This is a genomic window from Streptomyces sp. NPDC107575 (assembly GCF_055657265.1).
On sequence record NZ_JBVKBG010000002.1, the window covers coordinates 549,252 to 574,513 of the forward strand.

A 25,262-nucleotide genomic window follows, 5' to 3' on the forward strand; every position below is an offset into this window, starting at 1 on the left:
CCTGGCGGAGGTACGCCCTCGTGCGCCGAACAGCGGTTGCCGTGACGGCAATTGTCCTGGCGATGTCCACTTTGTCGGGCTGCGGTTCCTTGCAGTCCTCGGCCACGGAGGTGGGCGGGGAGCGGATGACCGACAACCGTCCGGTCCGGGACGGCGGAACGCTGACCGTGGCCCTCAACGCCGACCCCGACAAGCTCGACCCGACCCTCGCCCAGACCCTCGTGGGCCGCACCGTCTTCGCCGGCATGTGCGAGAAGCTCTACGACGTCGACGAGCAGGGCAAGGTCGTCCCGCAGCTCGCGACCCGGCAGCCCGAGGTCTCGAAGGACGGCCGCACCGTCACCTTCGACGTGCGCAAGGACGCGAAGTTCAGCGACGGCACGAAGCTGAACGCCGACGCCGTCGTCACCTCCCTGCTGCGCCACCGCGACCTGTCGGGCTCCGCCCGTGCCACCGAGCTGACCCCGCTGAAGTCGGCCGAGGCCACGGGCCCGTACAGCGTGAAGCTCACCCTCAAGCAGCCGTACGTGCCGCTGACCGCCGTGCTCGCCGACCGCTCCGGCATGGTGATGTCGCCGACCGCGCTCAAGAAGTACGGCAAGAACTTCACCAACCACCCGTCCTGCGTGGGCCCCTTCCGGTTCGTGGAGCGCGTCGGCGGCGACCGCATCGTCGTCGCCAAGGACCCGAACTACTACGACGCCAAGGACGTCCACCTGGACAAGGTGATCTACAAGCCGATCCCCGACGGCAGCGTCCGCCTCGCCAACCTGCGCTCCGGCGACGTCCAGGTCGGCGACCAGATGGTCCCGGTCGACGTGAAGAGCGCCCTCACCGACAACAAGCTGCGACTCTTCAACTCGCCCTCGCTCGGCTACCAGGGCATCGGCATCAACGTCGGCAACGTCAAGGGCCTCGGCCAGGCGCCCGGCAAGGTCGACACCCCGATGGCGAAGGACGTCCGCGTCCGCGAGGCCTTCGAGCTGGCCATCGACCGCGACCTCATCAACAAGGTCGCCTTCCAGGGCATGTACGAGCCCGCCTGCGGCCCGATGTCCCCGGCCTCCGCGATCGCGCCCGGCGTCAAGGCGTCCGAGTGCCCGAAGCGCGATGTCCCCAAGGCCAAGAAGCTGCTGAAGGCGGCGGGCGTCAAGGGCGCCGTGCACGTCGAGCTGAAGATCCCCACGACGCCGGAGTGGAGCCGTATCGGCCAGGTCATCCAGGCGATGGTCAAGGACGCCGGCTTCGCGCTCACCCTGCGCCCGACCGAGTACGCCACCATGCTCGAGGAGACCGACGACGGCCACTACCAGGCCTTCCAGAGCGGCTGGTCCGGACGCCTCGACCCCGACGGCAACATCGCCAGCTTCCTGCAGACCAAGGGTGCGATGAACGCCTACGGCCTCGGCAACCCGAAGATCGACGAGCTGATCAAGCGCGGCCGCACCGAGTCCGACCCCGCCGCCCGCGACAAGATCTACGCCGAGCTGATCCGCAAGGTGAACGCCGAGCACACCCTGATCTACCTCTACCGCCAGAAGAACTACGTCGTCACCGGGCAGGACGTCGCGGGCCTGCGCGTCTTCGGCGACGGCCTCGTCCGAGTCAAGGATGCGGGGTACGTCAAGTGACGACCGCTCAAGTGGCTGTCAAGAAGCCCACGTTGAAGAAGGCCGGGCTGCTCGCCGGGCACCCGATGGCCAAGTACGTGCTCACCCGGATCCGGCAGTCCGTCATCACGATGTTCCTCGTGTCGGTCGTCGTGTTCGCCGGCATCCGCGCGCTGCCCGGCGACCCGGCGCTCGCCCTCGCCGGTGAGGAGCGCAGCCCGAAGGCGCTGGCCGCGATCCGCGCCGCGTACGGGCTCGACGACAACATCGTCGTCCAGTACGGCCGGTTCATCGGGCACGCCCTCCAGGGCGACCTGGGCAACTCCTCGCGCACCGGCCTCCCGGTCTCCGACGCCATCGCGCAGGCGCTGCCCGTCACCCTCGAACTCGCCGCGCTCTCCCTGCTGTTGGCGATCGTCCTCGGGGTCGGCGCCGGTGTCGTCGCCGCCGTGCGGCGCGGCAAGACGGCCGAGTGGATCGCCAACGCCCTTGCCCTGCTCGGTCTTTCGGTGCCGACGTTCTGGCTCGGCATCGTCCTGGTCCTCGCCTTCGCGATCGCCGTGCCGGTCTTCGCGGCCTCCGGCTTCGTGCCGTTCGGCACCGACCCGATCGACAACCTGCGCCGCATGGTGCTGCCCGCGATCGTCCTCGGCTCCGGGCTCGCCGCCGTCGTCATGCGTCAGACCCGCGCCGCGATGCTCGACTCGCTCTCCGCGGACTACGTGCGCACGGCGCGCGCCAAGGGCCTCTCGCGCCGCGAGGTGGTCGGCGGGCACGCGCTGCGCAACTCGCTCGTCACCGTCGTCACCGTGCTCGGCCTCCAGCTCGGCCACCTGATCTCCGGCGCGGTCGTCACTGAGCAGATCTTCGTGCTCCCGGGCTTCGGCAAGCTCACCATCGACGCCGTCTTCACCCGCGACTACGCGACGCTGCAGGGCGTGGTGCTGTGCACGTCGTTCGCGTACATCTTCATCAACCTGCTGGTCGACGTGGCGTACTCGGTCATCGACCCGCGCATCCGGCTCGGAGGTGCCCGGTGACCACGCTGGCTCTCACAGGAATACGCGCCCGGGCCGCCGGGAACCCCAAGCTGCGCGCCCTGCGCAAGAACAAGCTCGCCATGACCGGCGCCGTCATCGCCGCGGTCTTCGTGCTCGCCGCGCTGTTCGCGCCGCTGGTCGCCCCGTACGACCCGTCGCGCGCCAACTTCGACGACGTGCTCGCCGCGCCGAGCTGGGCGCACTGGCTGGGCACCGACGACCTGGGGCGCGACCAGCTGTCCCGCGTCGTGTTCGGGGCCCGCGCCTCGATGCAAGTCGGCGTGCTCGCGGTCGTCCTCGCGTTCGTCGTCGGCGTCCCGCTCGGGCTGCTCGCCGGGTATTACGGCAAGGTCGCCGACAGCGTCGTCTCCCGCGTCACCGACACGATGCTCGCCTTCCCGTTCCTGGTGCTCGCCGTCGGCCTCGCCGCCGTCCTCGGCCCCTCGCTCACCAACGCGACCATCGCGATCGGCATCTCGCAGATCCCGGCCGTCATCCGCATCTCCCGCGCCGAGACGCTGCGCCTCAAGCACGTCGACTACGTGGCCGCGGCCGTCGCCAACGGCGGCGGTGACGGCACCATCCTGTTCCGGCACATCCTGCCCAACGCCACCTCGGCGCTGATCGTGCAGGCCACCGTGGGCATCCCCACCGCCATCATCGGCGAGGCCCTGCTCAGCTTCCTCGGCCTCGGCGTGCAGCCGCCCGAGCCGTCCCTCGGCGTGATGCTGTCCTCCGCCCAGTCCTTCCTCGCGCAGGCGCCCTGGATGGCGGTGTTCCCCGGCCTCGCGGTCGTCGCCGCGACGCTGGCGTTCAACCTGCTCGGCGACGGCCTGCGCGACGTCCTCGACCCCCGTGGAGCGACCCGATGAGCGCCCCTGTGTCCACCGAACCCGTTCTCAGCGTCCGGGACCTGTCGGTGTCCTTCCGCTCCGACACCCGCACCGTGCACGCCGTCGACCAGGTCTCCTTCGACCTGCGCGCCGGTGAAGTGCTCGCCGTGGTGGGGGAGTCGGGCTGCGGGAAGTCCGTCACCTCCATGGCCGTCATGGGCCTGCTGCCGCCCACCGCGCACATCACCGGGTCCGTCCGGATCGGCGACAAGGAGCTCGCGGGCGCGGACGACAAGGCGTACGGGAAGATCCGCGGCAACGACATCGCGATGATCTTCCAGGAGCCGATGACGTCCCTGAACCCGGTGCTCACCATCGGGCGGCAGATCGGCGAGGTGCTCCGCCGCCACCAGGGCCTGACCAAGAAGCAGGCACGCGCGCGTGCCGTCGAACTCCTCGACCTCGTCGGCATCCCCGCCCCGGCCGAGCGCGTCGACGAGTACCCGCACCAGCTGTCCGGCGGCATGCGCCAGCGCGTCATGATCGCCATCGCGGTGGCCTGCGACCCCGCCGTCCTCATCGCCGACGAGCCGACGACCGCGCTCGACGTGACCGTGCAGGCGGGCATCCTGGAGGTGCTCCAGTCGCTGCGCGAGCGCCTCGGCACGGCCATCGTCCTCATCACGCACGACCTCGGCGTGGTCGCCGACACCGCCGACCGCGTGCTCGTCATGTACGCGGGCCGCCCCGTCGAACAGGCCCCGGTGGACGAGCTGTTCGACGACCCCAAGCACCCGTACACGCGCGGACTCCTCTCCGCCGTGCTCCGCCCCGGCGGCGAGGGCAAGCGGCGGCTGCCGGAGATCCCCGGCCTCGTGCCGAGCCTCGACTCCCAGCCCGACGCCTGCACGTTCGCGCCGCGCTGCGCCCGCGCCGACGACACCTGTACGTCGAGCCGCCCCGGCCTCAAGGCCGTCGCCGCGGACGCCGGGGCCGACGCCCCGCACCGCGCCGCCTGCTGGCACCCGCACACCCTCCAGGAGACCGCGTCATGAGCACCGCGCCCGTGCTTGAACTCATCGAACTGGAGCGTCACTTCGCCGGTTCCGGCGGCACCGTGCGCGCCGCCGACGGCGTCACGCTGAGCGTCGGGCGCGGCGAGGTCGTCGGCCTCGTCGGCGAGTCCGGCAGCGGCAAGTCGACCGTCGGCCGCTGCGCCGTCCGCCTCGACGAGCCGACCGGCGGCACCGTCCGCATCAACGGCACCGACGTGACCACCATGTCGCGGCGCGCCCTGCGGCCCCTGCGCAAGGACTTCCACCTGGTGTTCCAGGACCCGTCGTCCTCGCTCGACCCGCGGATGACGGTCGGCCAGATCGTCGCCGAGCCGCTCAAGCTGCACGGCATCGCGAAGGGCGAGGCGGCACGCGCGCGTGTGGCCGAACTCCTCGACCAGGTGGGACTGCGCCCCGAGCACGCCGACCGGCACCCGCACGAACTCTCCGGCGGCCAGCGCCAGCGCATCTCCATCGCCCGCGCCCTGTCCGTCGAACCGGATCTGCTGATCGCCGACGAGCCGACCTCCGCGCTCGACGTCTCCGTGCAGGCCTCCGTCCTCAACCTGCTGGCCGACCTGCAGCGCGACCGCGGCTTCGGCTGCCTGTTCATCACGCACGACCTCGCGGCCGTCGAGTACCTCGCCGACCGGATCGCCGTCATGTACCTCGGCCAGATCGTCGAACAGGCCCCCACGCGCGAGCTGTTCGCCGACCCCAAGCACCCGTACACGCAGGCGCTGCTCTCGGCCGCGCCCGTCCCGGACCCGGCCACGCAGCGCAGCCGCGAGCGCATCGTCCTCAGCGGCGAGCTGCCCAGCCCGCTGGCGCCGCCCGCCGGCTGCCGCTTCCACACGCGCTGCCCGCTCGCCGTCGACCGCTGCCGCACCGAAGTCCCGGCGCTGCGCACCCTGGACGGCGGCCGCGAGGTCTCCTGCCACCTCGTCGCCGAGGACGGCACGGCCCCGGACGCGGCAGCGCCCCCGGAGGCGCAGTCGGCAGCGTCTCGTACGATCCCCAACACCCGCACCGCCACCAGCTAGGAGCCTCCTTGTTCACCACCCGCCCGACCCTCCAGGGCACCTTCGGCATGGTGTCCTCCACGCACTACCTCGCCTCCCAGTCCGCGATGGCCGTCCTGGAGGACGGCGGCAACGCCTACGACGCCGCCGTCGCCGCCGGCTTCGTGCTGCACGTCGTCGAGCCGCACCTGAACGGGCCCGCGGGCGAGGTGCCGATCATCCTGGCGCCGACCGGGGGAGAGGTGCGGGTGCTGTGCGGGCAGGGCGGGGCCCCGGCGGGCGCCACCGTCGCGCACTACAAGTCCCTCGGCCTGGACCTCGTCCCCGGCACCGGACCGCTCGCGGCCGCCGTGCCCGGCGCGTTCGACGCCTGGATGCTGCTCCTGAAGGACCACGGCACCAAGACGCTCGCCGAGGTCCTCAAGTACGCCATCGGGTACGCCGAGGACGGGCACGCGCCCGTGGAGCGCGTCGGCGAGACCGTCGAGACCGTGCGCGAGCTCTTCGAGACCGAGTGGCCCTCGTCCGCCGAGGTCTACCTGGTCGACGGCAAGTCCCCGAAGCCCGGCGAGCTGCTGCGCAACCGGCAGCTCGCCGCCACCTGGAAGCGCCTCATAGCCGAGGCCGAGGAGACCGGCGGCGCCGACCGCGCCGCCCAGATCGAGGCCGCCCGGGCGGTGTGGCGCGAGGGCTTCATCGCCGAGGCCCTGGTCCGCCAGTCGCAGCGGCCCACGAAGGACACCAGCGGCGAGCGCCACGTCGGCACCCTGACCGCCGAGGACCTCGCCGGCTGGTCGGCCTCCTACGAGGCCCCGGCGACGTACGACTGGAACGGCTGGACGCTGTGCAAGGTCGGCGGCTGGAGCCAGGGCCCCGCCTTCCTCCAGCAGCTGGCCCTGCTCCCGCCAGAGCTGCCCGCCTACGGGTCGGCCGACTACGTCCACCTGCTCGTCGAGGGCTGCAAGCTCGCGATGGCGGACCGCGAGGCCTGGTACGGCGACGCGGCCGAGGTGCCGGTCGACGCGCTCCTCTCGGACGCGTACAACGCCGAGCGCCGCGCTCTCGTCGACCCGCAGAAGGCCTCCCACGAGCTGCGTCCGGGCAGCCCGCTCGGCGCCGAGCCGCGCCTGAGCGCGCACGCCCACGCCGTCGCCTCCGGCGAGGAGGGCTTCGACGCCATGGGCGTCGCGGGCGCGGGCGAGCCGACGGTCGCCAAGAGCCCGACGTCCCCCGTACCGGGCGAGCCCGACGTGAGCGAGGACGGGCTGACCCGCGGTGACACCTGCCACATCGACATCGTCGACCGCTGGGGCAACATGGTCGCCGCCACGCCGTCGGGCGGCTGGCTGCAGTCCAACCCGGTCGTCCCCGAGCTGGGCTTCCCGCTCGGCACCCGCCTCCAGATGACCTGGCTGGAGGAGGGCCTGCCGAACTCGCTCACGCCCGGCAAGCGCCCCCGCACCACGCTCACCCCGTCGCTCGCCCTGAAGGACGGCGTCCCTGTGATGGCCTTCGGCACCCCCGGAGGCGACCAGCAGGACCAGTGGCAGGTGCACTTCTTCCTGGCGGTGGCGCTGCGTGGAGCGGTGCGCGGCGGACTCGACCTGCAGGGCGCCATCGACGCCCCGAACTGGCACAACGACTCGTTCCCCGGCTCCTTCTTCCCGCGCGGCATGCGGCCCGGCTCGGTCACCGTCGAGTCCCGCATGGACGCGGAGGTCGTCGCCGAGCTGCGCCGCCGCGGTCACGACGTGACCGTCGGCGACGCCTGGTCCGAGGGCCGGCTGTGCGCGGTCGCGCGCGACCCGCGCACCGGCGTCCTGTCGGCGGCGGCGAACCCGCGCGGCATGCAGGGATACGCGGTCGGTCGCTGACCCGTCACGCTGCGTGTGGCCCCCGGAAATCAACCGGGGGCCACCTCCCGTTCACCTGCCGTGGGGGCGTTGTCAGTGGGGTGTGTTCTCATGGAGTCATGATCGAAACGAAGACGGAAAGCATCGAAGACTTTCTGAGCCAGAACATCAACCACAAGCTCCTGACCGGCGTCGAGGACATCGTCCGCGCCGCGGCGGCAGCCGAGATCACCCCGCGCTTCCGGCGGCTCGACGCCGACGAGATCGAGGAGAAGAGCGCGCCGCACGACCTCGTGACGGTCGCCGACAAGCGCGCCGAGGAGTACCTCACCCGCGAGCTCGCCGCCCTCCTGCCCGGCTCCGTCGTCGTCGGCGAGGAAGCGGTCGCCGCGGACCCGGCCTCGTACGAGGCGATCCAGGGCAGCGCCCCGGTGTGGATCGTCGACCCGGTCGACGGCACCCGCCAGTTCGTGCACGGCGACCCCGGCTTCTGCACCCTCGTCGCCCTCGCGCTGGACGGCGTGGTGCTCGCCTCCTGGACGTACGCGCCCGCGCTCGACGAGATGGCCGTGGCGGTCCGCGGCCGCGGCGCGCGGCTCAACGGCGAGGTGCTGCACGCCGGACCCCCGGCGCCCGGCGCCGACCTGCGGGTCGCGACCTCGCACCCCGACTTCACGACCGACGCCCAGAAGCGCTCTCTGCTGGGCCTGCGCACGGACGGCGTCGCGCCGCGCCCGTGCGGTTCCGCGGGCCTGGAGTACCTGGGCATCGCCCGGGGCGCCGTCGACGCCATCGCCTTCGGCTGGGAGCTGGCCTGGGACCACGCGGCCGGGATCCTGCTGGTCGAGGAGGCCGGCGGCGCGCACCTCACGCGTGACGGGGTGCCGTTCTCGATCCGCGGCGGCAACGCGCTGCCGTTCACCGCGGCGCGGGACGCGGACACCGCGGAGCGGGTGGCGGGACTGTTGGCGCGCTGAGCCGGGGTCTGTTGACCGGCGCCGTGGTTGCGGACTCGGGGCTCTGCCCCGGACCCCGCGCCTCAATCGCCGGCGGGGCTTGATGGGGCTCCGGGGTGTGGCGACCCGCGGACCGGCGCTGTCGGTGGCCCGGCATATCCTGTGCGGGCAGTGGCCATCGGCTGACAAAGGAGTCCGAAGGTGCCGTCGATGCTCGATGCCGTCGTGGTGGGTGCGGGGCCGAACGGGCTGACCGCAGCCGTTGAACTGGCCAGGCGCGGCTTCTCCGTTGCCGTGTTCGAGGCCGAGGGGACGGTGGGCGGCGGCGCGCGCACCGAGGAGCTGACGCTCCCCGGCTTCCGCCACGATCCGTGCTCGGCCGCGCACCCCCTGGGCATCAACTCCCCGGCGTTCCGGGACCTGCCCCTGGAGCGCTACGGGCTCGACTGGGTGCAGCACGAACTGCCGATGGCGCACCCGTTCCCCGACGGCAGCGCGGCCGTGCTCTCCCGGTCCGTCGCCGAGACCGCCGCGTCCTTCGGGCCGCGCGACGCGGGCGCGTACCGGCGCCTGATCGAGCCGCTGCTTCCGCACTGGGACACGCTGGTGAAGGACTTCATGTCGCTGCCGCTCAGCGCGCTGCCCCGCGACCCGGTCACCCTCGCCCGCTTCGGCCTCGTCGGCCTGCCGCCGTCGACCTGGATGATGCGCCGCTTCCGCGACGAGAAGGCCCAGGCGCTGCTCTCGGGCCTCGTCGCCCACGTCATCGCGCCGCTGTCCGGCTTCGCGACGTCCGCGATCGGCCTCGTCTTCGCGCTCGCCGCGCACGCGCGCGGGTGGCCCGTCGCGCGCGGCGGCTCCCAGGCGATCTCCGACGCGCTGACCGGCTACCTGAAGGACCTCGGCGGCGCCGTCCACACCGACTACGAGGTGAAGCGGCTCGACGACCTGCCGCCCGCCCGCGCCTACATCTTCGACACGTCGCCGACGGCCCTCGCGCGGATCGCGGGCCTCGGCCGTTATTACGACCGCTTCCGGTACGGGGCGAGCGTCTTCAAGGTCGACTACGCGCTCGACGGTCCTGTGCCGTGGACCGCGAAGGAGGCCCGCACGGCCGGGACGGTGCAGGTCGGCCCGTACCGCTCGGACATCGGCAAGGCGCTGCACGCCGCGTCCCGCGAGGGCCGCGGCCCCGAGGCACCGTTCCTGATCACGGTGCAGCCGACCGTCGCGGACCCCACGCGCGCCCCTGCGGGCAAGCACACCTTCTGGGCGTACGGACACGTGCCGAACGGCTGGGACGGCGATCTCACGGACGCCATCGAACGCCAACTGGAGCGCTTCGCCCCGGGGTTCAGGGACCTGGTCCTCGCGCGCGCCACGGCGGGCCCGCCCGAACTCGCGGTCCGCAACGCCAACTACGTGGGCGGCGACATCGCCTCCGGCGCGGCCAGCGGCCTCCAGCTCCTGCTGCGACCCAAGCTCTCCCTCTCCCCGTACACGACCCCGCACCCCGCCGTGTACATCTGCTCGTCGGCGACCCCGCCGGGCCCGGGAGTCCACGGCATGTCGGGTCACAACGCCGCGAAGGCGGTGTGGAGGAGGCTGCGCGCGTCATGAGTGCCCAACTCGTGCTGGTCCAGGGCGACATCACCACCCAGGAGGTGGACGCGATCGTCAACGCGGCCAACTCCTCGCTGCTCGGCGGCGGGGGAGTGGACGGCGCCATCCACCGCCGCGGCGGCCCGGAGATCCTGGCCGAGTGCCGCGCCCTCCGCGCCTCGCGGTACGGCAAGGGCCTGCCCACGGGCCAGGCGGTCGCCACGACGGCGGGCCGCCTCCCGGCCCGCCACGTCATCCACACGGTGGGCCCCCGCTGGTCGACGACGGAGGACCGCTCGGACCTCCTCGCCTCCTGCTACCGCGAATCACTCCGCGTGGCGGACGAGCTGCACGCGCGCGTGGTCGCCTTCCCGGCGATCTCGACCGGCATCTACGGCTGGCCACTGGAGGACGGGGCACGGATCGCGGTGGAGACGGCCCGGGCGACCCCCACGTCGGTGCAGGAGATCCGCTTCGTCCTCTTCGATGCCCACTCGCGCGAGGCATTCGAGCGGTCCCTTTCGGGTGGCTCCGGCCAATCAAGCCCCTGCGGCGATTGAGCAGCGGGGTCCGGGGCAGCGCCCCGCGACCGCAACCACGGTCGACGTACATGTCGAATTTCCGCCAGCCAAGACGCTCACCTTGCCCGATCCTAAAAACATGCACACCGACACCGCCCGCTGCGTACGCGCCGTCCAGGCCAAGGACACCCGCTTCGACGGAGTCTTCTTCACCGCCGTGGTGACCACCCGCATCTACTGCCGCCCCGGCTGCCCGGTCGTGCCGCCCAAGCCGCGCAACATGCGGTTCTACCCCAGCGCCGCCGCCTGCCAGCAGGCCGGATTCCGGGCCTGCAAGCGGTGCCGCCCCGACACCAGCCCCGGCTCCCCGGAGTGGAACCGGCGCGCCGACCTCACCGCCCGCGCCATGCGCCTCATCGGCGACGGCGTGGTGGACCGCGAGGGCGTCCCCGGCCTCGCCCGCCGCCTCGGCTACAGCGCCCGCCAGATCGAGCGGCAGCTCCTCGCCGAGCTGGGTGCGGGCCCGCTCGCCCTGGCCCGCGCGCAGCGCGCCCAGACGGCGCGCATCCTGATCGAGACGACCGAACTCCCGCTCTCGGAGGTGGCGTTCGCCGCCGGGTTCGCCTCGATCCGCACCTTCAACGACACGGTCCGCGAGGTGTACGCGCTGTCACCGACGGAGCTGCGGACCCGCGTGCCCCAGGGGCGGACGAACACGCAGGGCGTGCTCACGCTGCGGCTGCCGTTCCGCAAGCCCCTCAACCCCGACAACCTCTTCGGCCACCTCGCCGCGACCGGCGTGCCCGGCGTGGAGGAGTGGCGCGACGGCGCGTACCGGCGCACACTCCGCCTCCCGTACGGTCACGGCATCGTGGCCCTGACCCCGGGCGCCGAGCACATCGCCTGCCGTCTGATCCTCACCGACCAGCGCGACCTCACCGTGGCCATCAGCCGCTGCCGCCGCATGCTCGACCTGGACGCGGACCCGGTGGCGGTCGACGACCAGCTCCGCACCGACCCGCTCCTGGCGCCCCTGGTCGACAAGGCGCCCGGACGCCGCGTGCCGCGCACCGTCGACGAGGCCGAGTTCGCCGTACGTGCCGTGCTCGGGCAGCAGGTCTCGACGGCCGCCGCCCGCACCCACGCGGCCCGCCTCGTCCTCGCCCACGGCGAACCCGTCGACGACCCCGAGGGCGGCCTCACCCACCTCTTCCCGTCCCCGACCGCGCTCGCCTCCCTCGACCCGGAGTCGCTCGCGCTGCCCCGCAGCCGCCGCACGACCCTCACCACCCTCGTACGCCAACTGACCGACGGGGACCTGCGATTGGGTCCCGAGTCCGACTGGGAGGAGGCCCGCGCCCGGCTCGCCGAACTGCCCGGCTTCGGCCCGTGGACCGTCGAGGCGATCGCCATGCGCGCCCTCGGCGATCCGGACGCCTTCCTGCCCACCGACCTCGGCATGCGCCGCGCGGCCCGGGATCTCGGCCTGCCGCACACCCCGGCGGCACTGACCGCCCGGGCGGCGGCCTGGCGGCCCTGGCGCGCGTACGCGACCCAGTACCTGTGGGCGACCGACAGTCACCCGATCAACTTCCTTCCCGCGTAAGGAAATCCACTCATGCAGCAGATCCACCACACGGTGATCGACAGCCCCTACGGCGCCCTCACCCTCGTGGCCACCGACGACAAGCTCTCCGGCCTCTACATGACGGACCAGCGCCACCGCCCGCCGCAGGAGACCTTCGGCACCCGCGACGACCGCCCGTTCGGGCAGGCGATCGACCAGCTGAACGCCTATTTCCAGGGCGAGTTGACGGAGTTCGACCTGCCGCTCGACCTCCACGGCACCCCGTTCCAGCGCTCGGTCTGGGCGCAGCTCCAGCGGATCCCGTACGGCGAGACCCGCACGTACGGGGAGCTGGCCGAGGCGCTCGGCAAACCGGCCGCATCCCGCGCGGTGGGCCTCGCCAACGGCAAGAACCCCGTCGGCGTCATCGTGCCCTGCCACCGCGTCATCGGCGCGAACGGCGACCTCACCGGCTACGGCGGCGGCCTCGACCGCAAGCGCCGGCTGCTGGCCTTCGAACGCCAGGGCAGCCCCACCACGGCGGACGCCTTGTTCTAGCCCTCGTACACCCCGTACGCCGGCATCCCGGCCGTCTCGAAGACGTGCACGGACAGTCCGCCCGCCGTCGAGCGCTGGCTGATCAGATGCAGGCCCGCCGGGGTGCCGCCGTCCGGGAACAGGCGGCGGCCCCGGCCGATCACGACCGGGGCGATCGCGAGGCGCAGCTCGTCGACGAGGCCCGCCGCGAGCAGCGACTGGGCGAGCCGTGCGCTGCCGTGGATCTGCAGCTCACGGCCGGGCTGCCGCTTGATGGCGTCGACCTCGGCGGCGATGTTGCCCGCCAGGATCGTCGTCGGGTTCCAGTCGGCCCCGGTCAGGCTCTGGGTGGCGACGTACTTCGGCAGACCGTTCATGATCTTCGCGAAGGGGTGGTCGGTCATCGTCGGCCAGTCACGCGCGAAGTTCTCGTACGTCCGGCGCCCGAACAGCAGCCCGTCCGCCCGGCCGAGCCAGTCCTCGGAGATCCCCATGAACTCCTCGTCCACGTACGGCACGAACCAGCCGCCGCGCGTGAAGTCGTCACTGGTGTCCTCGTCGGGGGAGCCGGGCCCCTGCGACACCCCGTCCAGCGTCAGGAACTGCTGCACCACCAGCTTCATCGAGCACCGCTCCTTCGTAGGTCGGCAGATCGGTAGGTCGCTGCCTCAGCCTGCCGGACGGATGGGGTGCGCGCACCGCGATCCGCGTTTCAGTCCGTGGCCTCCGCGTGCACCGGCTTCGGGATCAGCAGCGACGTGAACAGGGCCGCCACGATGAGCACGAGGCCCGCCACGACACCGGCGCTGTAGCCGCCGACCGAGGTGCCGCCGGAGGGGGCGACCGAGTCCATCGCGGCGTAGAGGACCACGAAGCTGAGGCCCGCGCCGAGGTTGAAGCAGCCCGCGTTGAGGCCCGGCAGGAAGCCGGGGTTCTCGGGCGGGGAGAGCACGATACCGAGGCCGTTGAGCATGATGTTGGCCATGCCCGCGTAGGTGATGCCGAGCAGGATCGACACCGCGAGGAGCAGGCCCGCCGAGTCCGTCTGGAGCGTCAGCAGCGCCAGGACCGTCGAGACCGCCGTGGCGATCAGGCCGGTGCGCAGGACGCGGCCGTAGCCGAACGTCGCCGCGAGGCGTCCCGAGATCGGGCCCATGGCGAGGCCCGCGAGCGCGTACGGGGTGAGCGTCCACCAGGTCGCGCCCTCGGCGCCGAGACCGAGGCCCACCGAGGTGTCCTGCGCGAAGCCGGGCAGCAGCCCGTTCATGATCGCGAACACGCCGGTCATGGTGAGCATCGTCGACAGCAGCAGCGACCAGGTGGCGCGGCGCTTCAGCAGATGCGTGGTGACCAGCGGATGCGAGGAACGGTTCTCCATCCGCCAGAACGCCCAGAACGCGAGCGCCGCCACGACGAGCAGGCCGATCGCGAGCGGCCAGTTCGCGGCGGCCAGCTTGCCCGCCTCGTTGAAGGCGATCAGCAGCGCGCCGACGGAGATCACCAGGAGCAGCACGCCCGGCCAGTCCATCGGCGGCCGCTCGGTGGCGCGGGACTCGGGCGCGAAGGCGCGCACGAGCACGGCCGAGAGCACGGCGAAGGCGGTCATGACCCAGAAGATCGACGCGTAGCCGTAGTGCTCGGCGAGCGAACCGCCCGCGAACGAGTCGACGCCCGCGATGCCGCCGTTGACGGCGGTGACGACGCCCATGAGGGTGCCGTACCGCTTGGGGTCCGGGACCTCGACGCGCAGCATGATCAGCGCGAGCGGGATCGTCGGGCCGGACGCGCCCTGGATGACGCGGCCCACGGCGAGCATCCCGACGGAGGTCGCGAGCGCGGAGATCACGCAGCCGACGGCCATCAGGACCATCATCCCGGTGAGCACCTTGCGGCGGCCGATCAGATCGCCGAGGCGCGGCAGGAACAGCGAGAACAGCGCGGCGGCCGTGAAGAACGCGGTCTGCGTGACCCCGATCGCGGACGCGGTGGTGTCCAGCTCGTCCGCCATCGTCGCGAGCGCCGGGCTGAGCATCGAGGCGTTGAGCTGGAAGGCGAAGCTGGCCGCGAGCAGCGCGACCATGAGGGCGCCGATCCGGACCGGGCGCCGCGCGTCGGGTCCGCCGGCCGAGGAGTGGGGGGAGGCGGCGACGTTCATGCGGCGGGCGCCCCGTCCCCGTGGGGCTCGCCGATGCGGGTGAGCGCGTCGACGACGAGGTTCCAGAACTTCTCGTGGTCCAGGTCGACGGCGACCTGGGTGTGGCAGTCGTCGGGCGCGGGCGCGCGCAGGTCGGTGACGGTCATGCCGAGGGTGAGGGAGCCCCGCAGCTCGATGTCGACGGGGGCCTTGCGGACCGTCATGACGCTCGGGTCGATGACGTACGCGACGGCGCACGGGTCGTGCACGGGCGGGTGCTCGAAGCCCTGGTTCTCGCGGTAGGCCTCGCGGAAGAACTCGAGCAGTTCGAGGACGAACTGCGCCGGCTTGGTGCCCACGGCGGCGATCTTCTTCTCCACCTCGGGGGTGGCGAGGGCCTGGTGGGTGAGGTCGAGCCCGACCATGGTGACCGGCCACGGCTCGTTGAAGACGATGTGCGCGGCCTCGGGGTCGATCACGATGTTGAACTCGGCGACCGGGCTCCAGTTGCCCTCGTGGTAGCCGCCGCCCATCAGCACGACCTCGCGCACCCGCTCGACGATGCGCGGCTCCTTGCGCGCGGCCAGGGCGATGTTCGTGAGACCGGCCGTCGGCACGATGGTGATCTCGCCCGGCTCGTGCGCCATGACGGTGTCGATGATCAGGTCCACCGCGTGCCGCTCGTCGAGCTCGAAGAGGGCGTCCTGGAGCGCGGGCCCGTCGAGCCCCGTGTCGCCGTGGATCTCGGGCGCGGTCTCGATCGTACGGATCAGCGGCCGCGGGCAGCCCGCCGCGAACGGCACCCCGGTGATGCCGGCGATCGCCGCCACGGAGAGGGCGTTGCGCGTCACCTTCTCCAGGGTCTGGTTGCCGACGACGGTGGTCACGGCGACCAGCTCGATGTCGGGATTGCCGTGCGCGAGCAGCATCGCGACCGCGTCGTCATGACCCGGGTCGCAATCGAGGATGATCTTCCTGGCCACCGGTACGAGCCCCTTTGCTCTGGTTACGAAAAACTGTCCACGGAAACATCCCTCCCCGCCACAGGAGATGTCAACGCGCGTAGACGTGAGGAGCGTAGAGGATCGCGGACGGGAAGGGCGGCACCGGCCTCAGCGCTGCGCCAATCCCGCCGTCCGCGCCGCGAGTTCGCCGATGCGGGCACCGTCGAAGCCGAAGACCGCGCTGCGGAGCCGGTCCTCCAGGGGCTCGGTCCACTGCGGAGGGATCGCGGCGGCGCCGCACAGCACGCCCGCGAACGAACCGGCCGTCGCGCCGTTGGAGTCCGTGTCCAGGCCGCCCCGCACCGTCAGCGCCACGGTGCGTGTGAAGTCCCCGTCCCCGTACAGCAGCCCCGCGGTGATCACCGCCGCGTTCGGGACCGTGTGGATCCAGCCGAGGCCCGCCGTCTCCTTGGCGACCGTGGACAGCGTCTCCTCCCACGTCAGCCGCGAGTCGTGCAGCGAGGCCGTGCGGCGTACGACGCGGGCCAGGCGGCTGCTCGCGGGGATCGCGCAGAGCGCCGCGTCGAGGGCGGCGCGCGGGGTCGGCGCGGTGAAGGCGGCGGAGATCAGGGCGGCGGCCCACATCGCGCCGTAGACGCCGTTCCCGGTGTGCGAGAGGACCGCGTCGCGGCGGGCCAGGGAGGCGGCGCGGCGCGGGGCGCCCGGGCTGGTCCAGCCGAAGACGTCCGCGCGGATCAGGGCGCCGATCCACTCCTGGTGCGGATTGTCGTACGTCGCGGTGAGCGGCGGCTTCAGGCCGTTCGCGAGATTGCGGTACGCGGCGCGCTCCGCCGTGAACGTCTGGAGGTAGGGCAGGCGCAGCAGCCACAGCTCGCCGACCTGCTCGGTCGTGAACGCGAAGCCGTGGGTCTCCAGGAGGTGCAGGCCGAGCACCGCGTAGTCCACGTCGTCGTCGCGGCAGCTGCCGTGGATGCGGCCGCGCACGCACTGGCGCCACTCGGGGCGCAGCGCCGACGCCACCTCGTCCGACGGCGGCTCGGGCAGGTAGTCGGTCAGCGGCAGCGCCTCGGCCTGCCGCAGATAGCGGTCGATGCGCTCACGTGTCCACACCTCGCCCTGCTCGACCGGCTTGCCCAGCATGTTGCCGGCGATCCGGCCGAGCCAGCCGCCGAGCACGCGGTCGGCGAGGGCGTGTTCGGTGCGGTCGGTGAGCCGGGGGCCGGTTGGCGTCATGAGACCGGTGTACCCGCTTTTGAAGATCAACGGTCGTGCTGGTTTGCGGCTCTTTGTGCGAATATTCCGGCCGCGATCGACGGTCCGGGGACCGGACGGCCATGGGCAGCGGACCCCTCCTGCGGTTAAGGTCGCAGCGGCGCGACTGCCTTGCCTCGAGCAAGGCGCAACAGCAAGGGGAGAGCAAGGTGGCGGACGCTGCACACACCGCGCGGCACGTGTTGATCGCGGCGGACAAGTTCAAGGGCTCGCTCACCGCGGTGCAGGTCGCACAGCGTGTGACGGCGGGTCTGCACCGGATCGCGCCCGAGGTCACGGTGGAGTCCGTGCCGGTCGCGGACGGCGGGGACGGGACGGTGGCGGCGGCGGTCGCGGCCGGGTTCGAGCGCCGCGAGGTCCCGGTGACCGGGCCGCTCGGCGATCCGGTCGTCGCCGCGTACGCGCTGCGCGAGGGCACGGCCGTCGTGGAGATGGCGGAGGCCTCCGGCCTCCAGCTGCTGCCCGAGGGACAGTTCGCTCCGCTGACGGCGACGACGTACGGGTCCGGAGAGGTCATCACCGCCGCACTCGACGCCGGGGCGCGCTCGATCGTGTTCGGCGTGGGCGGCAGCGCCACGACCGACGGCGGCGCGGGGATGCTGTCCGCGCTCGGCGCGCGGTTCCTCGACGCGGAGGGCGCACCGGTCGGACCCGGTGGCGGCGCCCTCGCGAACCTGGCCTCGGCCGATCTGTCCGGGCTCGACGCGCGGCTCGCCGATGTCGAACTCGTCCTGGCGAGCGACGTGGACAACCCGCTCACCGGACCGAAGGGCGCGCCCGCGATCTACGGTCCGCAGAAGGGCGCCACCCCGGAGAACATCGCCGAGCTGGACACCGCGCTCACCCACTTCGCGAAGGTGCTCTCCGAGTCGATCGGTCCGAAGGCGCTCGAGTACGCGGAGTCGCCGGGCGCGGGCGCCGCGGGCGGCATCGGGTACGGGGCGCTCGTCGGGCTCGGCGCGAGCTTCCGGCCCGGCATCGAGGTCATGCTCGACGTCCTCGGCTTCGCGCCCGCCCTCGAGCGGGCCGAGCTCGTGATCACCGGCGAGGGCTCGCTGGACGAGCAGACGCTGCACGGCAAGGCCCCGGCGGGCGTCGCCGCGGCGGCGCGCGCGGCGGGCGTCGAGGTCGTCGCGGTGTGCGGCCGCCTCGCGCTGGCGCCCGAGGTGCTCGGCCGGGCCGGGATCCGTCGCGCGTACGCGCTCACCGACGTCGAGCCGGACGTGGCGCGCTGCATCGCCGAGGCGGGGCCGATCCTGGAGGACGTGGCGGAGCGCATCGGGGCGGACTTCCTGCGCTGATCCCGCCGGGTCGGGGCGGTTCGGGGTGACGTGAGTCACGCCGTTCCGCTCAGCGGAACACGCGAGTCCGGGTCGGGTCGCCCTCCGGTGGTACGAAGGGCTGCGCGTGACCCCGCGTGTCGGCGCCTCCTCCGCGTGCGGCGCACGGCCGCAGGCCGGAATGGGCGCGCCGACCAGCGGAAGGACCCCATGACGACGAGCGGCTCGCCGGCCGGACCCGGCAGACACCATGGGACCTCCGCTTCGCGGACGTCCCATCTGGCCCAGGTCCGACGGGAGTTGCTGACCGTACGCCCCCACGCCACCGCGCACTGGGGCGCGTTGCGGGCCGCGGTCGGCATCGCGCTCCCGGTGGCGCTGCTGCTCGCGTGCGGGCGGCCGGAGTGGATCGGCTACGCCTGCTTCGGCTGTTTCGTGGCCGTCTACGGGCGGCACTCCACCTGGCGCGCCCGCTTCGAGACCCAGGTGGGCGTCGGTCTCGTCCTGACCGCGACCGCGGTGCTCGGCACGCTGGTCGGCGCCACCAGGCCCGGCGGCGCGGTGACCGCGGCGCTGCTGCTGTGCGTCTCAGGGCTCGGCCTGCTGCTCGCGAAGCGGCACGGCTGGGCGCCCGCCCCGTCCGTCTTCCTGGTCTTCGCGGCCGGGGCGACCTCCTCGATGCCGGTCACGGCGGCCGACCTGCTGCCCGCCCTGTGCGTGACCGCTGGATCGGCGGCCCTGGGCGTGGCCGTCGGCCAGGTGGGCCGCCTGCTGCCCGAGGACCAGCGGGAGCGCGCCGGGCGGACGCCCACCACCTACCGGTCCCTGCTGCGCGCACCCGGGGCGGTCCGCGAGCTCGTCGGCTACACCGCCGGCCCGTTCCTGGCGACCCTGCTGGCCTCCTGGGCGGGCTTCGGCCACCCGTCGTGGGCGGGCGTGGCGGCGACCATTCCGCTGGCGGGAGTGACCGCGGCGGCCCGGACGGCCCGCGGCGCGCTGCGGTTCACGGGCACGCTCGTGGGGATCGTGGTGACGTACCTGGTGCTCGACGGGGACCCGTCCGCGTGGGTGCTGTGGGCCGTCTCCGTCGCCGCGATGCTCCTCGCGGAACTCTTCATCGCGCGGCACTACGGCATCGCCGTCGTCGGCATCACCCCGACCGCGCTCCTGACCAGCTACCTCGCCGCTCCCCAGCCGCTGCGGCCGATGCTCACGGACCGGGTGGTGGAGACCGCCGTGGGCGTCCTCGTCTCGCTGCTCGTCCTGGGCGCGGCGGCGGGCCTGGGCCGCCGCGAGGGGGCGCGGTCGGGGACGACGGCATCCGCCCCTGAGCCGGCGCCGGGCGTGGCACAGGCCGCCCCTGGGGTGCGCGGGCGGGTGCTGGGGCCGGACGGGCGGCCCGTGCCCGGCGCGGTCGTCACCCTGCTCGACCCCTCGGGCGGCCAACGTGGCCGGACCACCGCCCGCGACGACGGCGGCTACGCCCTTCGGGCCCCGGCAGCCGGCGACCACGTGCTGGTCGCCTCCGCCACCGGCCACCACCCCCGGATCGCTACGGTGCCGGTCCCCGCCGCAGGGGAACCGGCCGCCTTCGACCTCGTACTCACCGGCACCGGCGGCCTGTTCGGCACCGTACGGGCCGACGGGCTGCCCCGCGCGGGCGCGCTGGTGGTCGTCACCGACGCGCACGGCGAGGTCCTCGGCTCGGCCACCACCGCCGAGGACGGCGGCTACCGGCTCGTCCCGCTGCCGCCCGGTACGTACACGGTGGCGACCAGCGCGGCGGACTGCCGCCCCGCCGCCGTCCAGGCCACGGTCGCCGCCGGCGTGCCGACCCGGCAGGACGCCGAGCTGCGGCCGACGGCGACGGTGCGCGGCACGGTGCACGCCACCGGAGGCGTCCCGCTGGCCGATGCCCGGGTCGCGCTCCTGGACGGGTCCGGCAACGTCGTCGCCGCGCACACCACCGGCGGCGACGGGGCGTACGCCTTCACCGGCCTGGATGCCGCGGGCTACACCTTGGTCGCCGCCGGCTACCCGCCCGCGACGGCCGCCTTCAGGACCGGAGGGACGGGCAGCGACACCGTCGACCTCGTCCTTCAGCACGCGGACTGACAGCACGCGGACCGACAGCACGCCGACCGACCCGCGGCGGCGCGGTGCGGAGCGGCACCGCACGGCGCATACGGGATCATGGCGTCCCGGACGACACGGAGGCAGGCGAGTGGAGAGTACGGAAGCGGAGCGGCCCGAGGCGGGCGGCGTCCTGGGCAAGGCGCAGGCGATCCTGGAGTCCTTCGCCCCCGACGACCAGCACCTGAGCCTCTCGGAGATCGCCCGCCGCTCCGGGCTCGCCAAGGCGACCGTGCACCGGCTTGCCCAGGAGCTGCTGAGCTGGGGCGTCCTGGAACGCCGGGGTGTGGAGTACGGCCTCGGCCTGCGCCTGTTCGAACTCGGACAGCGCGTACCGCGCCAGCGCATCCTGCGCGACGTCGCCCGCCCCTACATGCAGGACCTGTACCAGGCGACCCACGAGACGATCCACCTGTCGATCCCCGACGGGCGCGAAGTGCTGTACCTGGAGAAGGTGTTCGGCCACGGACAGGTCGCCTGGCCGTCCCGGGTGGCGGGGCGGATGCCGCTGCACGGTCCTGCCACCGGGAAGGTGTTCCTCGCCTTCGGCCCGGAGACGCTGCTCGAAGAAGTCCTGGCGGAGCCGCTGGAACGCCTCACGCCGTACACGGTGAGCACCCCGAGCGCCCTGCGGTCCGAGGTCGCCCGCATCCGCGAACAGGGCCACGTCGTGGAACGCGAACAGGCCCGGGTGGGATACGTCAGCGTCGCCGTCCCGCTGCACGGCGCGACCGGCCCGGTGATGGCGGCCCTCTCGATCACGGCACCACTGGGACGCGTGAAGGAATCGGAGTACGTCACCCTGCTCCAGAACGCGAGCCGTCGCTTCAGCCTCTCCATCGGCGCGGCGAACGGCAGTTGAGGGCCCGACCCCGCCCCTCACCCCGGTGACAAGCGGTACGCGTCGAGCGCCAGCGTCATCTCCATCAGGTCCCTGGGCCGCGACAGCGAACGCGACGTCAACTGCTCCAGCCTGCGCAGGCGGTTGAAGACCGTGTTGCGGTGGCAGTACAGGCGGCCCGCCGCCCGCCCCGCCGAGCCCTCGCACGCCAGCCACGCGTCCAGTGTCTCCAGCAGGACGGCCCGGTCGGCCGGTTCGAGCGACAGGAGCTCGCCGAAGACGCCCGCCACCAGGCGCTGCGCCAGGTCCGGCTGGCTCACCACCAGGGCCGTCGGCATCCGCTCGTCCAGGCGGACCACGCCCGTCGTGTCCGGAGGGCAGGTGCGCAGCGCGAGTTCGGCGAGGCGGCGGGCGTGGCCCAGCTCGGCGAGCCCCTTCACGACCGGGCTGACCCCGCCGGGGCCGGGGCAGCGGCCGTCGAGCAGCGCCGCCAGATCGTCCAGCGTGCGGCCCGCCCCGAGCGCCGCGACGCCCACCTCGCAGTCCGCCCGCATCCGCCACACGAACCGGAACCGCTCGTCCTGGATCCGCCGGTGGAACGCCTCGCGTCCGCCCTGCCGCTCCATCCGGAGCACGACGACCGCGTACGGGCCGTGCTCGGGCAGATCGAGGCCCGCCGCCGCGCGCGCCGCGAGGCCCGGCGCGGGACGGCCGTCCAGGAGCGCGTCGAGCAGCGCCTGGGTCTGCTCGTCGGTGCGGCGCCGCAGCTCCAACTCCGTCGCCCGGTACGCCTCGGAGGCCGCCTCGGCCTGCGCGTCGACCGCCGCCCACACCATCGTCGCCGAGCGCATCAGCGCCTTCAGGCGGTCCGGTTCGCCGCCCGCGCTCTCCATCAGGGCGTCCCAGACCAGATAGCCCGCGTTGCGGTAGGCGTGGATCAGGAGGTCGAGCGGCAGGCCCTGGCCCGCCCGGCGCCGGCCCGCGTCCTCCGCGTACTCCAGGTCCCTGCGCGGCGAGTCACGGGGCGCCGAGATCGTCTCGATGCCGATCCGCATCGCCTGCTCGGCCTCCCGCCACTGCGCGTCGTACGGCAGCACGCGCGCGTAGACGTCCGAGTACGCGAAGAGCTGCCGCAGATGCTCGTCGACGAGCTCCGGCACCCGGTCGAGCAGCGTGCCGCACGCCTCCTTGAGCAACTGCCAGTCCTGGCCCGTGCGGTGCTTGCGTGCGCCCATCGCCCCTCCCCAACGAGCCGTAAAGCGACGGCAAAGAACCCACCCGCTTGTGCGGAGGATGCCATCCGGCCCGCGCCACCGGCAGGCCCCTGACACGCGGTCTTGTGCGCGGGCACAACCGGGGCGGGCGGGCGCTGGGCCCGCGCAGCGATTCCCGGGCCGCCCGTGGACGGGCCGTCCGCGCGGTGCTGTCGTGAGCGCCACCGGTCCAGGGAGGGACGCACACAGTGACCGATGTGAGCAAGGCAAACGAACCAGGGCTCGTCGTCGACGACGTGTCCGTCGGCTACGGGCCCGTCCGCGCGCTGCGCGGCGTGACCCTGGAGGTGCCGGCGGGCTCCGTCGTGGCGGTGCTCGGCGGCAACGGCGCGGGCAAGACGACGCTGCTGCGCGCCGTCTCGCGCACCCTCGGCTTCCACGGCGGGGCGGTGACGTCCGGCACCGTGGACTTCGGCGGGCGGCCGATCGGCGGTCTGTCCGCCGACCGCGTGGTGGCCGCCGGGGTCTGCCAAGTGCCGGAGGGGCGGCGGGTGTTCGCGCGGATGACCGTCGCGGACAATCTGCGGGCCGGGGCGCTCGGCTCGCACGGGTCGCGCGCCGACAAGGCGGCGGCGCTGCGGCGCGTGCACGAACTGTTCCCCGTGCTCGCCGACCGGGCGCAGCAGCGGGCCGGGCTGCTGTCCGGCGGCGAGCAGCAGATGCTCGCCGTGGGCCGCGCCCTGATGGCCGCGCCGAAACTGCTGCTCCTGGACGAGCCGTCGCTGGGCCTCGCCCCGCTGATGGCCGCCCGGATCGCCGACACGATCCGCGAGATCAACGCCCAGGGCGTCTCCGTCCTCCTCGTCGAACAGAACGCGGCGCTCGCGCTGCGGCTCGCCTCGCACGCGTACGTCCTGGAGGTCGGCGAGATCACCCTGCACGGCCCCGCCGACGAACTCGCGGGCTCCGACGAGGTGCGCCGCCGCTACCTGGGCGTGGTCGACGAGACGGCCGCCTCCGACGCAGCCGCGGCGACCGGCGGGACCGCGCCCGCGCCGACGCTGCGCCGGTGGGGAGGCGCGCGATGACCGACGTACCGCCCCTGCACGTCAGGGACCTGACCGTACGGTTCGCGGGCCTCACCGCCCTCGACGCCATCGGCCTGACCGTCGAACCGGGCACCGTGCACGCCGTCATCGGACCGAACGGCGCGGGCAAGTCCACCACCTTCAACGTCCTCTCCGGCGTCTACCGGGCCACCTCCGGGACCGTCCACCTCGGCGAACGCGAACTCACCGGCCTTCCCCCGCACCGCATCGCCGAACTCGGCGTCGCCCGCACCTTCCAGAACCTCGCCCTTCCGCCGCAGACCACCGTCGCCGACAGCCTGCTGCTCGGCCGGCACCGGCTGACCCGGGCGGGCTTCGTCGCGGCGGGCCTGCGGCTGCCGTCGGCGGCCCGCGAGGAGCGCGCCCACCGCGAACGCGTCGCGGAGATCGCCGAGTTCGTCGGGATCGCCGATCAACTGACCACACCCACCGGCTCGTTGCCGTACGGCGCGCAGAAGCTCGCCGAACTCGCCCGCGCCCTGTGCATGGAGCCCAAGATCCTCCTTCTCGACGAACCCGTCGCCGGCATGACCGCCGACGAACGCCGCCGCACCGCCGCCGTCATCGCGGGCGTCCGCGACAGCCTCGGCATCTCCATCGTCCTGGTCGAGCACGACATGGGCGTCGTCATGCGGCTCGCCGACGAGGTGACGGTCCTCGACTTCGGCCGCCGCATCGCGGGCGGGTCCCCGGAGCGGGTGCAGAACGACCCGGCGGTGGTCCAGGCGTACCTGGGCACCCCGGAAGAGCCGGAGGCCTCCGCATGAGCGATCTCACGACCTTCCTCGAACTCCTCATCAACGGCGTCTCGATGGGCTCCGTCTACGCCCTCATCGCGCTCGGTTTCGTCGTCATCTTCCGGGCCACCGAGGTCGTCAACTTCGCCCACGCGTCGCTGCTGCTCGCCGGCGGTTACGTCATCGCGTCGCTCCACGACGACCTCGGGTTCTGGCCCGCGGTCGGCGTCGGCATCGCGGCCGCGGCCGTCGTCGGCGCCGCCGTCGAGTTCCTCGTGATGCGGCGCTACCGGGGCCGCGACCACAGCGTCCTCGCCATCGTCACCATCGGCGTCGACATCCTCCTGACCACCGAACTCACCCGCCGCCTCGGCACCGACGTGCTCGCCATGGGCGACCCGTGGGGCGACGCCGTGCTCACCGTCGGCGGGGTGTCGATCGCGCACACCCGGATCGCCGCGCTCGCCGCCGCGGCCCTGCTCATCACGGCGTTCCTGCTCACGTTCCGCTACACCTCGTGGGGCGTCGCGATGCGCGCCGCCGCCGAGAGCAGCGAGACCGCCGCGCTGATGGGCGTACGGCTCGGGCGCGTGTCGCTCGGCGCGTGGGCGGTGGCGGGAGGGCTCGCCGCCGTCGCCGCGCTGTTCCTGACCGTGTTCCCGACGCCGGGCCTGGAGCGGGCCACGTCGCTGGCGGCGCTCAAGGCCTTCCCCGCCGCGATCCTCGGCGGGCTCGACTCCACCACCGGCGCCCTCGTCGGCGGGCTCATCGTCGGCGTCACCGAGTCCCTCGCCGCGGGCTACCAGAGCGAACTCGCCTTCATGGGGCGCGGCCTCGGCGACCTCGCGCCCTACCTCGTGATGACCGTGATCCTGCTGCTGCGGCCCTCGGGGCTCTTCGGGACGAAGGAGCTCGCCCGTGTCTGACGTCATCGCCTCGGATGCCCCGCCCGCCAAGACCCGTACCACGTACGGCAGTTCA

22 protein-coding genes are annotated in these 25,262 nt (G+C 73.2%); 17 read left to right on the forward strand and 5 right to left on the reverse strand.

Annotated features, from left to right (window positions below):
• Positions 1-62: 62 nt before the first annotated feature.
• From ACZ7L4_RS09170 to ACZ7L4_RS09220, 11 genes are all read left to right on the forward strand, one after another.
• Positions 63-1,631, forward strand: a complete 1,569-nt coding sequence (locus tag ACZ7L4_RS09170) for an ABC transporter substrate-binding protein (protein WP_472101077.1) — start codon at positions 63-65, stop codon at positions 1,629-1,631.
• Positions 1,632-1,696: 65 nt separating this feature from the next.
• Positions 1,697-2,650 (forward strand): ABC transporter permease, encoded by a 954-nt coding sequence (locus tag ACZ7L4_RS09175; protein ID WP_450817036.1) that lies wholly within the window; start codon positions 1,697-1,699, stop codon positions 2,648-2,650.
• Between the two features lie 5 nt (positions 2,651-2,655).
• A complete protein-coding gene (locus ACZ7L4_RS09180) occupies positions 2,656-3,522 on the forward strand; it encodes an ABC transporter permease (protein ID WP_472101976.1) in 867 nt (288 codons plus the stop codon).
• Entirely contained in the window at positions 3,519-4,538 is a 1,020-nt protein-coding gene (locus ACZ7L4_RS09185) for an ABC transporter ATP-binding protein (RefSeq protein ID WP_472101079.1), read from the forward strand. The genes ACZ7L4_RS09180 and ACZ7L4_RS09185 overlap by 4 nt, the downstream gene beginning before the upstream one ends.
• Entirely contained in the window at positions 4,535-5,581 is a 1,047-nt protein-coding gene (locus tag ACZ7L4_RS09190) for an ABC transporter ATP-binding protein (RefSeq protein WP_472101080.1), read from the forward strand. The genes ACZ7L4_RS09185 and ACZ7L4_RS09190 overlap by 4 nt, the downstream gene beginning before the upstream one ends.
• Before the next feature lie 8 nt (positions 5,582-5,589).
• Positions 5,590-7,434 carry a gamma-glutamyltransferase family protein gene (locus ACZ7L4_RS09195; protein ID WP_472101081.1) on the forward strand — a complete coding sequence of 615 codons (1,845 nt, stop codon included), beginning with the start codon at positions 5,590-5,592 and terminating at the stop codon, positions 7,432-7,434.
• Between the two features lie 98 nt (positions 7,435-7,532).
• Entirely contained in the window at positions 7,533-8,390 is an 858-nt protein-coding gene (locus ACZ7L4_RS09200) for an inositol monophosphatase family protein (RefSeq protein ID WP_472101083.1), read from the forward strand.
• Positions 8,391-8,570: 180 nt separating this feature from the next.
• Positions 8,571-9,989: a phytoene desaturase family protein gene (locus ACZ7L4_RS09205; protein WP_472101084.1), complete on the forward strand. Its 1,419-nt coding sequence runs from the start codon at positions 8,571-8,573 to the stop codon at positions 9,987-9,989.
• Positions 9,986-10,531 carry an O-acetyl-ADP-ribose deacetylase gene (locus ACZ7L4_RS09210; protein WP_472101085.1) on the forward strand — a complete coding sequence of 182 codons (546 nt, stop codon included), beginning with the start codon at positions 9,986-9,988 and terminating at the stop codon, positions 10,529-10,531. Before ACZ7L4_RS09205 ends, ACZ7L4_RS09210 begins: the two co-directional genes overlap by 4 nt.
• A 100-nt stretch (positions 10,532-10,631) precedes the next feature.
• Positions 10,632-12,098: an AlkA N-terminal domain-containing protein gene (locus ACZ7L4_RS09215; RefSeq protein ID WP_472101087.1), complete on the forward strand. Its 1,467-nt coding sequence runs from the start codon at positions 10,632-10,634 to the stop codon at positions 12,096-12,098.
• A 12-nt stretch (positions 12,099-12,110) separates the two neighbouring features.
• The gene (locus tag ACZ7L4_RS09220; protein ID WP_472101089.1) at positions 12,111-12,617 is read left to right on the forward strand and encodes a methylated-DNA--[protein]-cysteine S-methyltransferase; all 507 of its coding nucleotides are present in this window, start codon (positions 12,111-12,113) and stop codon (positions 12,615-12,617) included.
• Here ACZ7L4_RS09220 and ACZ7L4_RS09225 read toward each other — a convergent pair.
• From ACZ7L4_RS09225 to ACZ7L4_RS09240, 4 genes are all read right to left on the reverse strand, one after another.
• Positions 12,614-13,219, reverse strand: a complete 606-nt coding sequence (locus ACZ7L4_RS09225) for a dihydrofolate reductase family protein (protein WP_472101091.1) — start codon at positions 13,217-13,219, stop codon at positions 12,614-12,616. The genes ACZ7L4_RS09220 and ACZ7L4_RS09225 overlap by 4 nt on opposite strands.
• Positions 13,220-13,308: 89 nt before the next feature.
• Positions 13,309-14,751 (reverse strand): uridine transporter UriT, encoded by a 1,443-nt coding sequence (gene uriT / locus ACZ7L4_RS09230; RefSeq protein ID WP_472101093.1) that lies wholly within the window; start codon positions 14,749-14,751, stop codon positions 13,309-13,311.
• Positions 14,748-15,713 carry a uridine-preferring nucleoside hydrolase UriH gene (gene uriH / locus ACZ7L4_RS09235; RefSeq protein WP_472101095.1) on the reverse strand — a complete coding sequence of 322 codons (966 nt, stop codon included), beginning with the start codon at positions 15,711-15,713 and terminating at the stop codon, positions 14,748-14,750. Before uriH ends, uriT begins: the two co-directional genes overlap by 4 nt.
• Before the next feature lie 129 nt (positions 15,714-15,842).
• Positions 15,843-16,928 (reverse strand): ADP-ribosylglycohydrolase family protein, encoded by a 1,086-nt coding sequence (locus ACZ7L4_RS09240; RefSeq protein WP_472101097.1) that lies wholly within the window; start codon positions 16,926-16,928, stop codon positions 15,843-15,845.
• Positions 16,929-17,116: 188 nt separating this feature from the next.
• Here ACZ7L4_RS09240 and ACZ7L4_RS09245 point away from each other — a divergent pair, with 188 nt between their 5' ends.
• The 3 genes from ACZ7L4_RS09245 to ACZ7L4_RS09255 all read left to right on the forward strand — a co-directional run bounded on the left by ACZ7L4_RS09245 (position 17,117) and on the right by ACZ7L4_RS09255 (position 21,242).
• Complete coding sequence (locus ACZ7L4_RS09245) at positions 17,117-18,268, forward strand: glycerate kinase (RefSeq protein WP_472101099.1); 1,152 nt, start codon at positions 17,117-17,119, stop codon at positions 18,266-18,268.
• A 189-nt stretch (positions 18,269-18,457) separates the two neighbouring features.
• Positions 18,458-20,362 (forward strand): carboxypeptidase regulatory-like domain-containing protein, encoded by a 1,905-nt coding sequence (locus ACZ7L4_RS09250; protein ID WP_472101101.1) that lies wholly within the window; start codon positions 18,458-18,460, stop codon positions 20,360-20,362.
• A gap of 109 nt (positions 20,363-20,471) precedes the next feature.
• Complete coding sequence (locus ACZ7L4_RS09255; RefSeq protein ID WP_472101103.1) at positions 20,472-21,242, forward strand: IclR family transcriptional regulator; 771 nt, start codon at positions 20,472-20,474, stop codon at positions 21,240-21,242.
• A gap of 17 nt (positions 21,243-21,259) precedes the next feature.
• Here the strand turns inward: ACZ7L4_RS09255 and ACZ7L4_RS09260 are convergent, their stop codons facing one another.
• Entirely contained in the window at positions 21,260-22,456 is a 1,197-nt protein-coding gene (locus tag ACZ7L4_RS09260; protein WP_472101105.1) for an RsbRD N-terminal domain-containing protein, read from the reverse strand.
• A 236-nt stretch (positions 22,457-22,692) separates the two neighbouring features.
• Between ACZ7L4_RS09260 and ACZ7L4_RS09265 the strand changes: the two genes are divergently transcribed.
• From ACZ7L4_RS09265 to ACZ7L4_RS09275, 3 genes are read left to right on the forward strand one after another with little or no spacing between them, the layout of a single operon-like run.
• A complete protein-coding gene (locus tag ACZ7L4_RS09265) occupies positions 22,693-23,523 on the forward strand; it encodes an ABC transporter ATP-binding protein (RefSeq protein WP_472101107.1) in 831 nt (276 codons plus the stop codon).
• Positions 23,520-24,311: an ABC transporter ATP-binding protein gene (locus tag ACZ7L4_RS09270; protein ID WP_472101108.1), complete on the forward strand. Its 792-nt coding sequence runs from the start codon at positions 23,520-23,522 to the stop codon at positions 24,309-24,311. The genes ACZ7L4_RS09265 and ACZ7L4_RS09270 overlap by 4 nt, the downstream gene beginning before the upstream one ends.
• Positions 24,308-25,207 (forward strand): branched-chain amino acid ABC transporter permease, encoded by a 900-nt coding sequence (locus ACZ7L4_RS09275; protein WP_385766455.1) that lies wholly within the window; start codon positions 24,308-24,310, stop codon positions 25,205-25,207. The genes ACZ7L4_RS09270 and ACZ7L4_RS09275 overlap by 4 nt, the downstream gene beginning before the upstream one ends.
• Positions 25,208-25,262 lie beyond the last annotated feature (55 nt).

Bases quoted from the DNA above. Each gene is read 5' to 3' on its own strand.
- ACZ7L4_RS09170 (WP_472101077.1), top strand. From the start codon at position 63: ATGTCCACTTTGTCGGGCTGCGGTTCCTTGCAGTCCTCGGCCACGGAG.
- ACZ7L4_RS09175 (WP_450817036.1), top strand. From the start codon at position 1,697: ATGGCCAAGTACGTGCTCACCCGGATCCGGCAGTCCGTCATCACGATG.
- ACZ7L4_RS09185 (WP_472101079.1), top strand. From the start codon at position 3,519: ATGAGCGCCCCTGTGTCCACCGAACCCGTTCTCAGCGTCCGGGACCTG.
- ACZ7L4_RS09190 (WP_472101080.1), top strand. From the start codon at position 4,535: ATGAGCACCGCGCCCGTGCTTGAACTCATCGAACTGGAGCGTCACTTC.
- ACZ7L4_RS09200 (WP_472101083.1), top strand. From the start codon at position 7,533: ATGATCGAAACGAAGACGGAAAGCATCGAAGACTTTCTGAGCCAGAAC.
- ACZ7L4_RS09210 (WP_472101085.1), top strand. From the start codon at position 9,986: ATGAGTGCCCAACTCGTGCTGGTCCAGGGCGACATCACCACCCAGGAG.
- ACZ7L4_RS09215 (WP_472101087.1), top strand. From the start codon at position 10,632: ATGCACACCGACACCGCCCGCTGCGTACGCGCCGTCCAGGCCAAGGAC.
- ACZ7L4_RS09220 (WP_472101089.1), top strand. From the start codon at position 12,111: ATGCAGCAGATCCACCACACGGTGATCGACAGCCCCTACGGCGCCCTC.
- ACZ7L4_RS09225 (WP_472101091.1), bottom strand. From the start codon at position 13,219: ATGAAGCTGGTGGTGCAGCAGTTCCTGACGCTGGACGGGGTGTCGCAG.
- uriT (WP_472101093.1), bottom strand. From the start codon at position 14,751: ATGAACGTCGCCGCCTCCCCCCACTCCTCGGCCGGCGGACCCGACGCG.
- ACZ7L4_RS09240 (WP_472101097.1), bottom strand. From the start codon at position 16,928: ATGACGCCAACCGGCCCCCGGCTCACCGACCGCACCGAACACGCCCTC.
- ACZ7L4_RS09250 (WP_472101101.1), top strand. From the start codon at position 18,458: ATGACGACGAGCGGCTCGCCGGCCGGACCCGGCAGACACCATGGGACC.
- ACZ7L4_RS09260 (WP_472101105.1), bottom strand. From the start codon at position 22,456: ATGGGCGCACGCAAGCACCGCACGGGCCAGGACTGGCAGTTGCTCAAG.
- ACZ7L4_RS09270 (WP_472101108.1), top strand. From the start codon at position 23,520: ATGACCGACGTACCGCCCCTGCACGTCAGGGACCTGACCGTACGGTTC.
- ACZ7L4_RS09275 (WP_385766455.1), top strand. From the start codon at position 24,308: ATGAGCGATCTCACGACCTTCCTCGAACTCCTCATCAACGGCGTCTCG.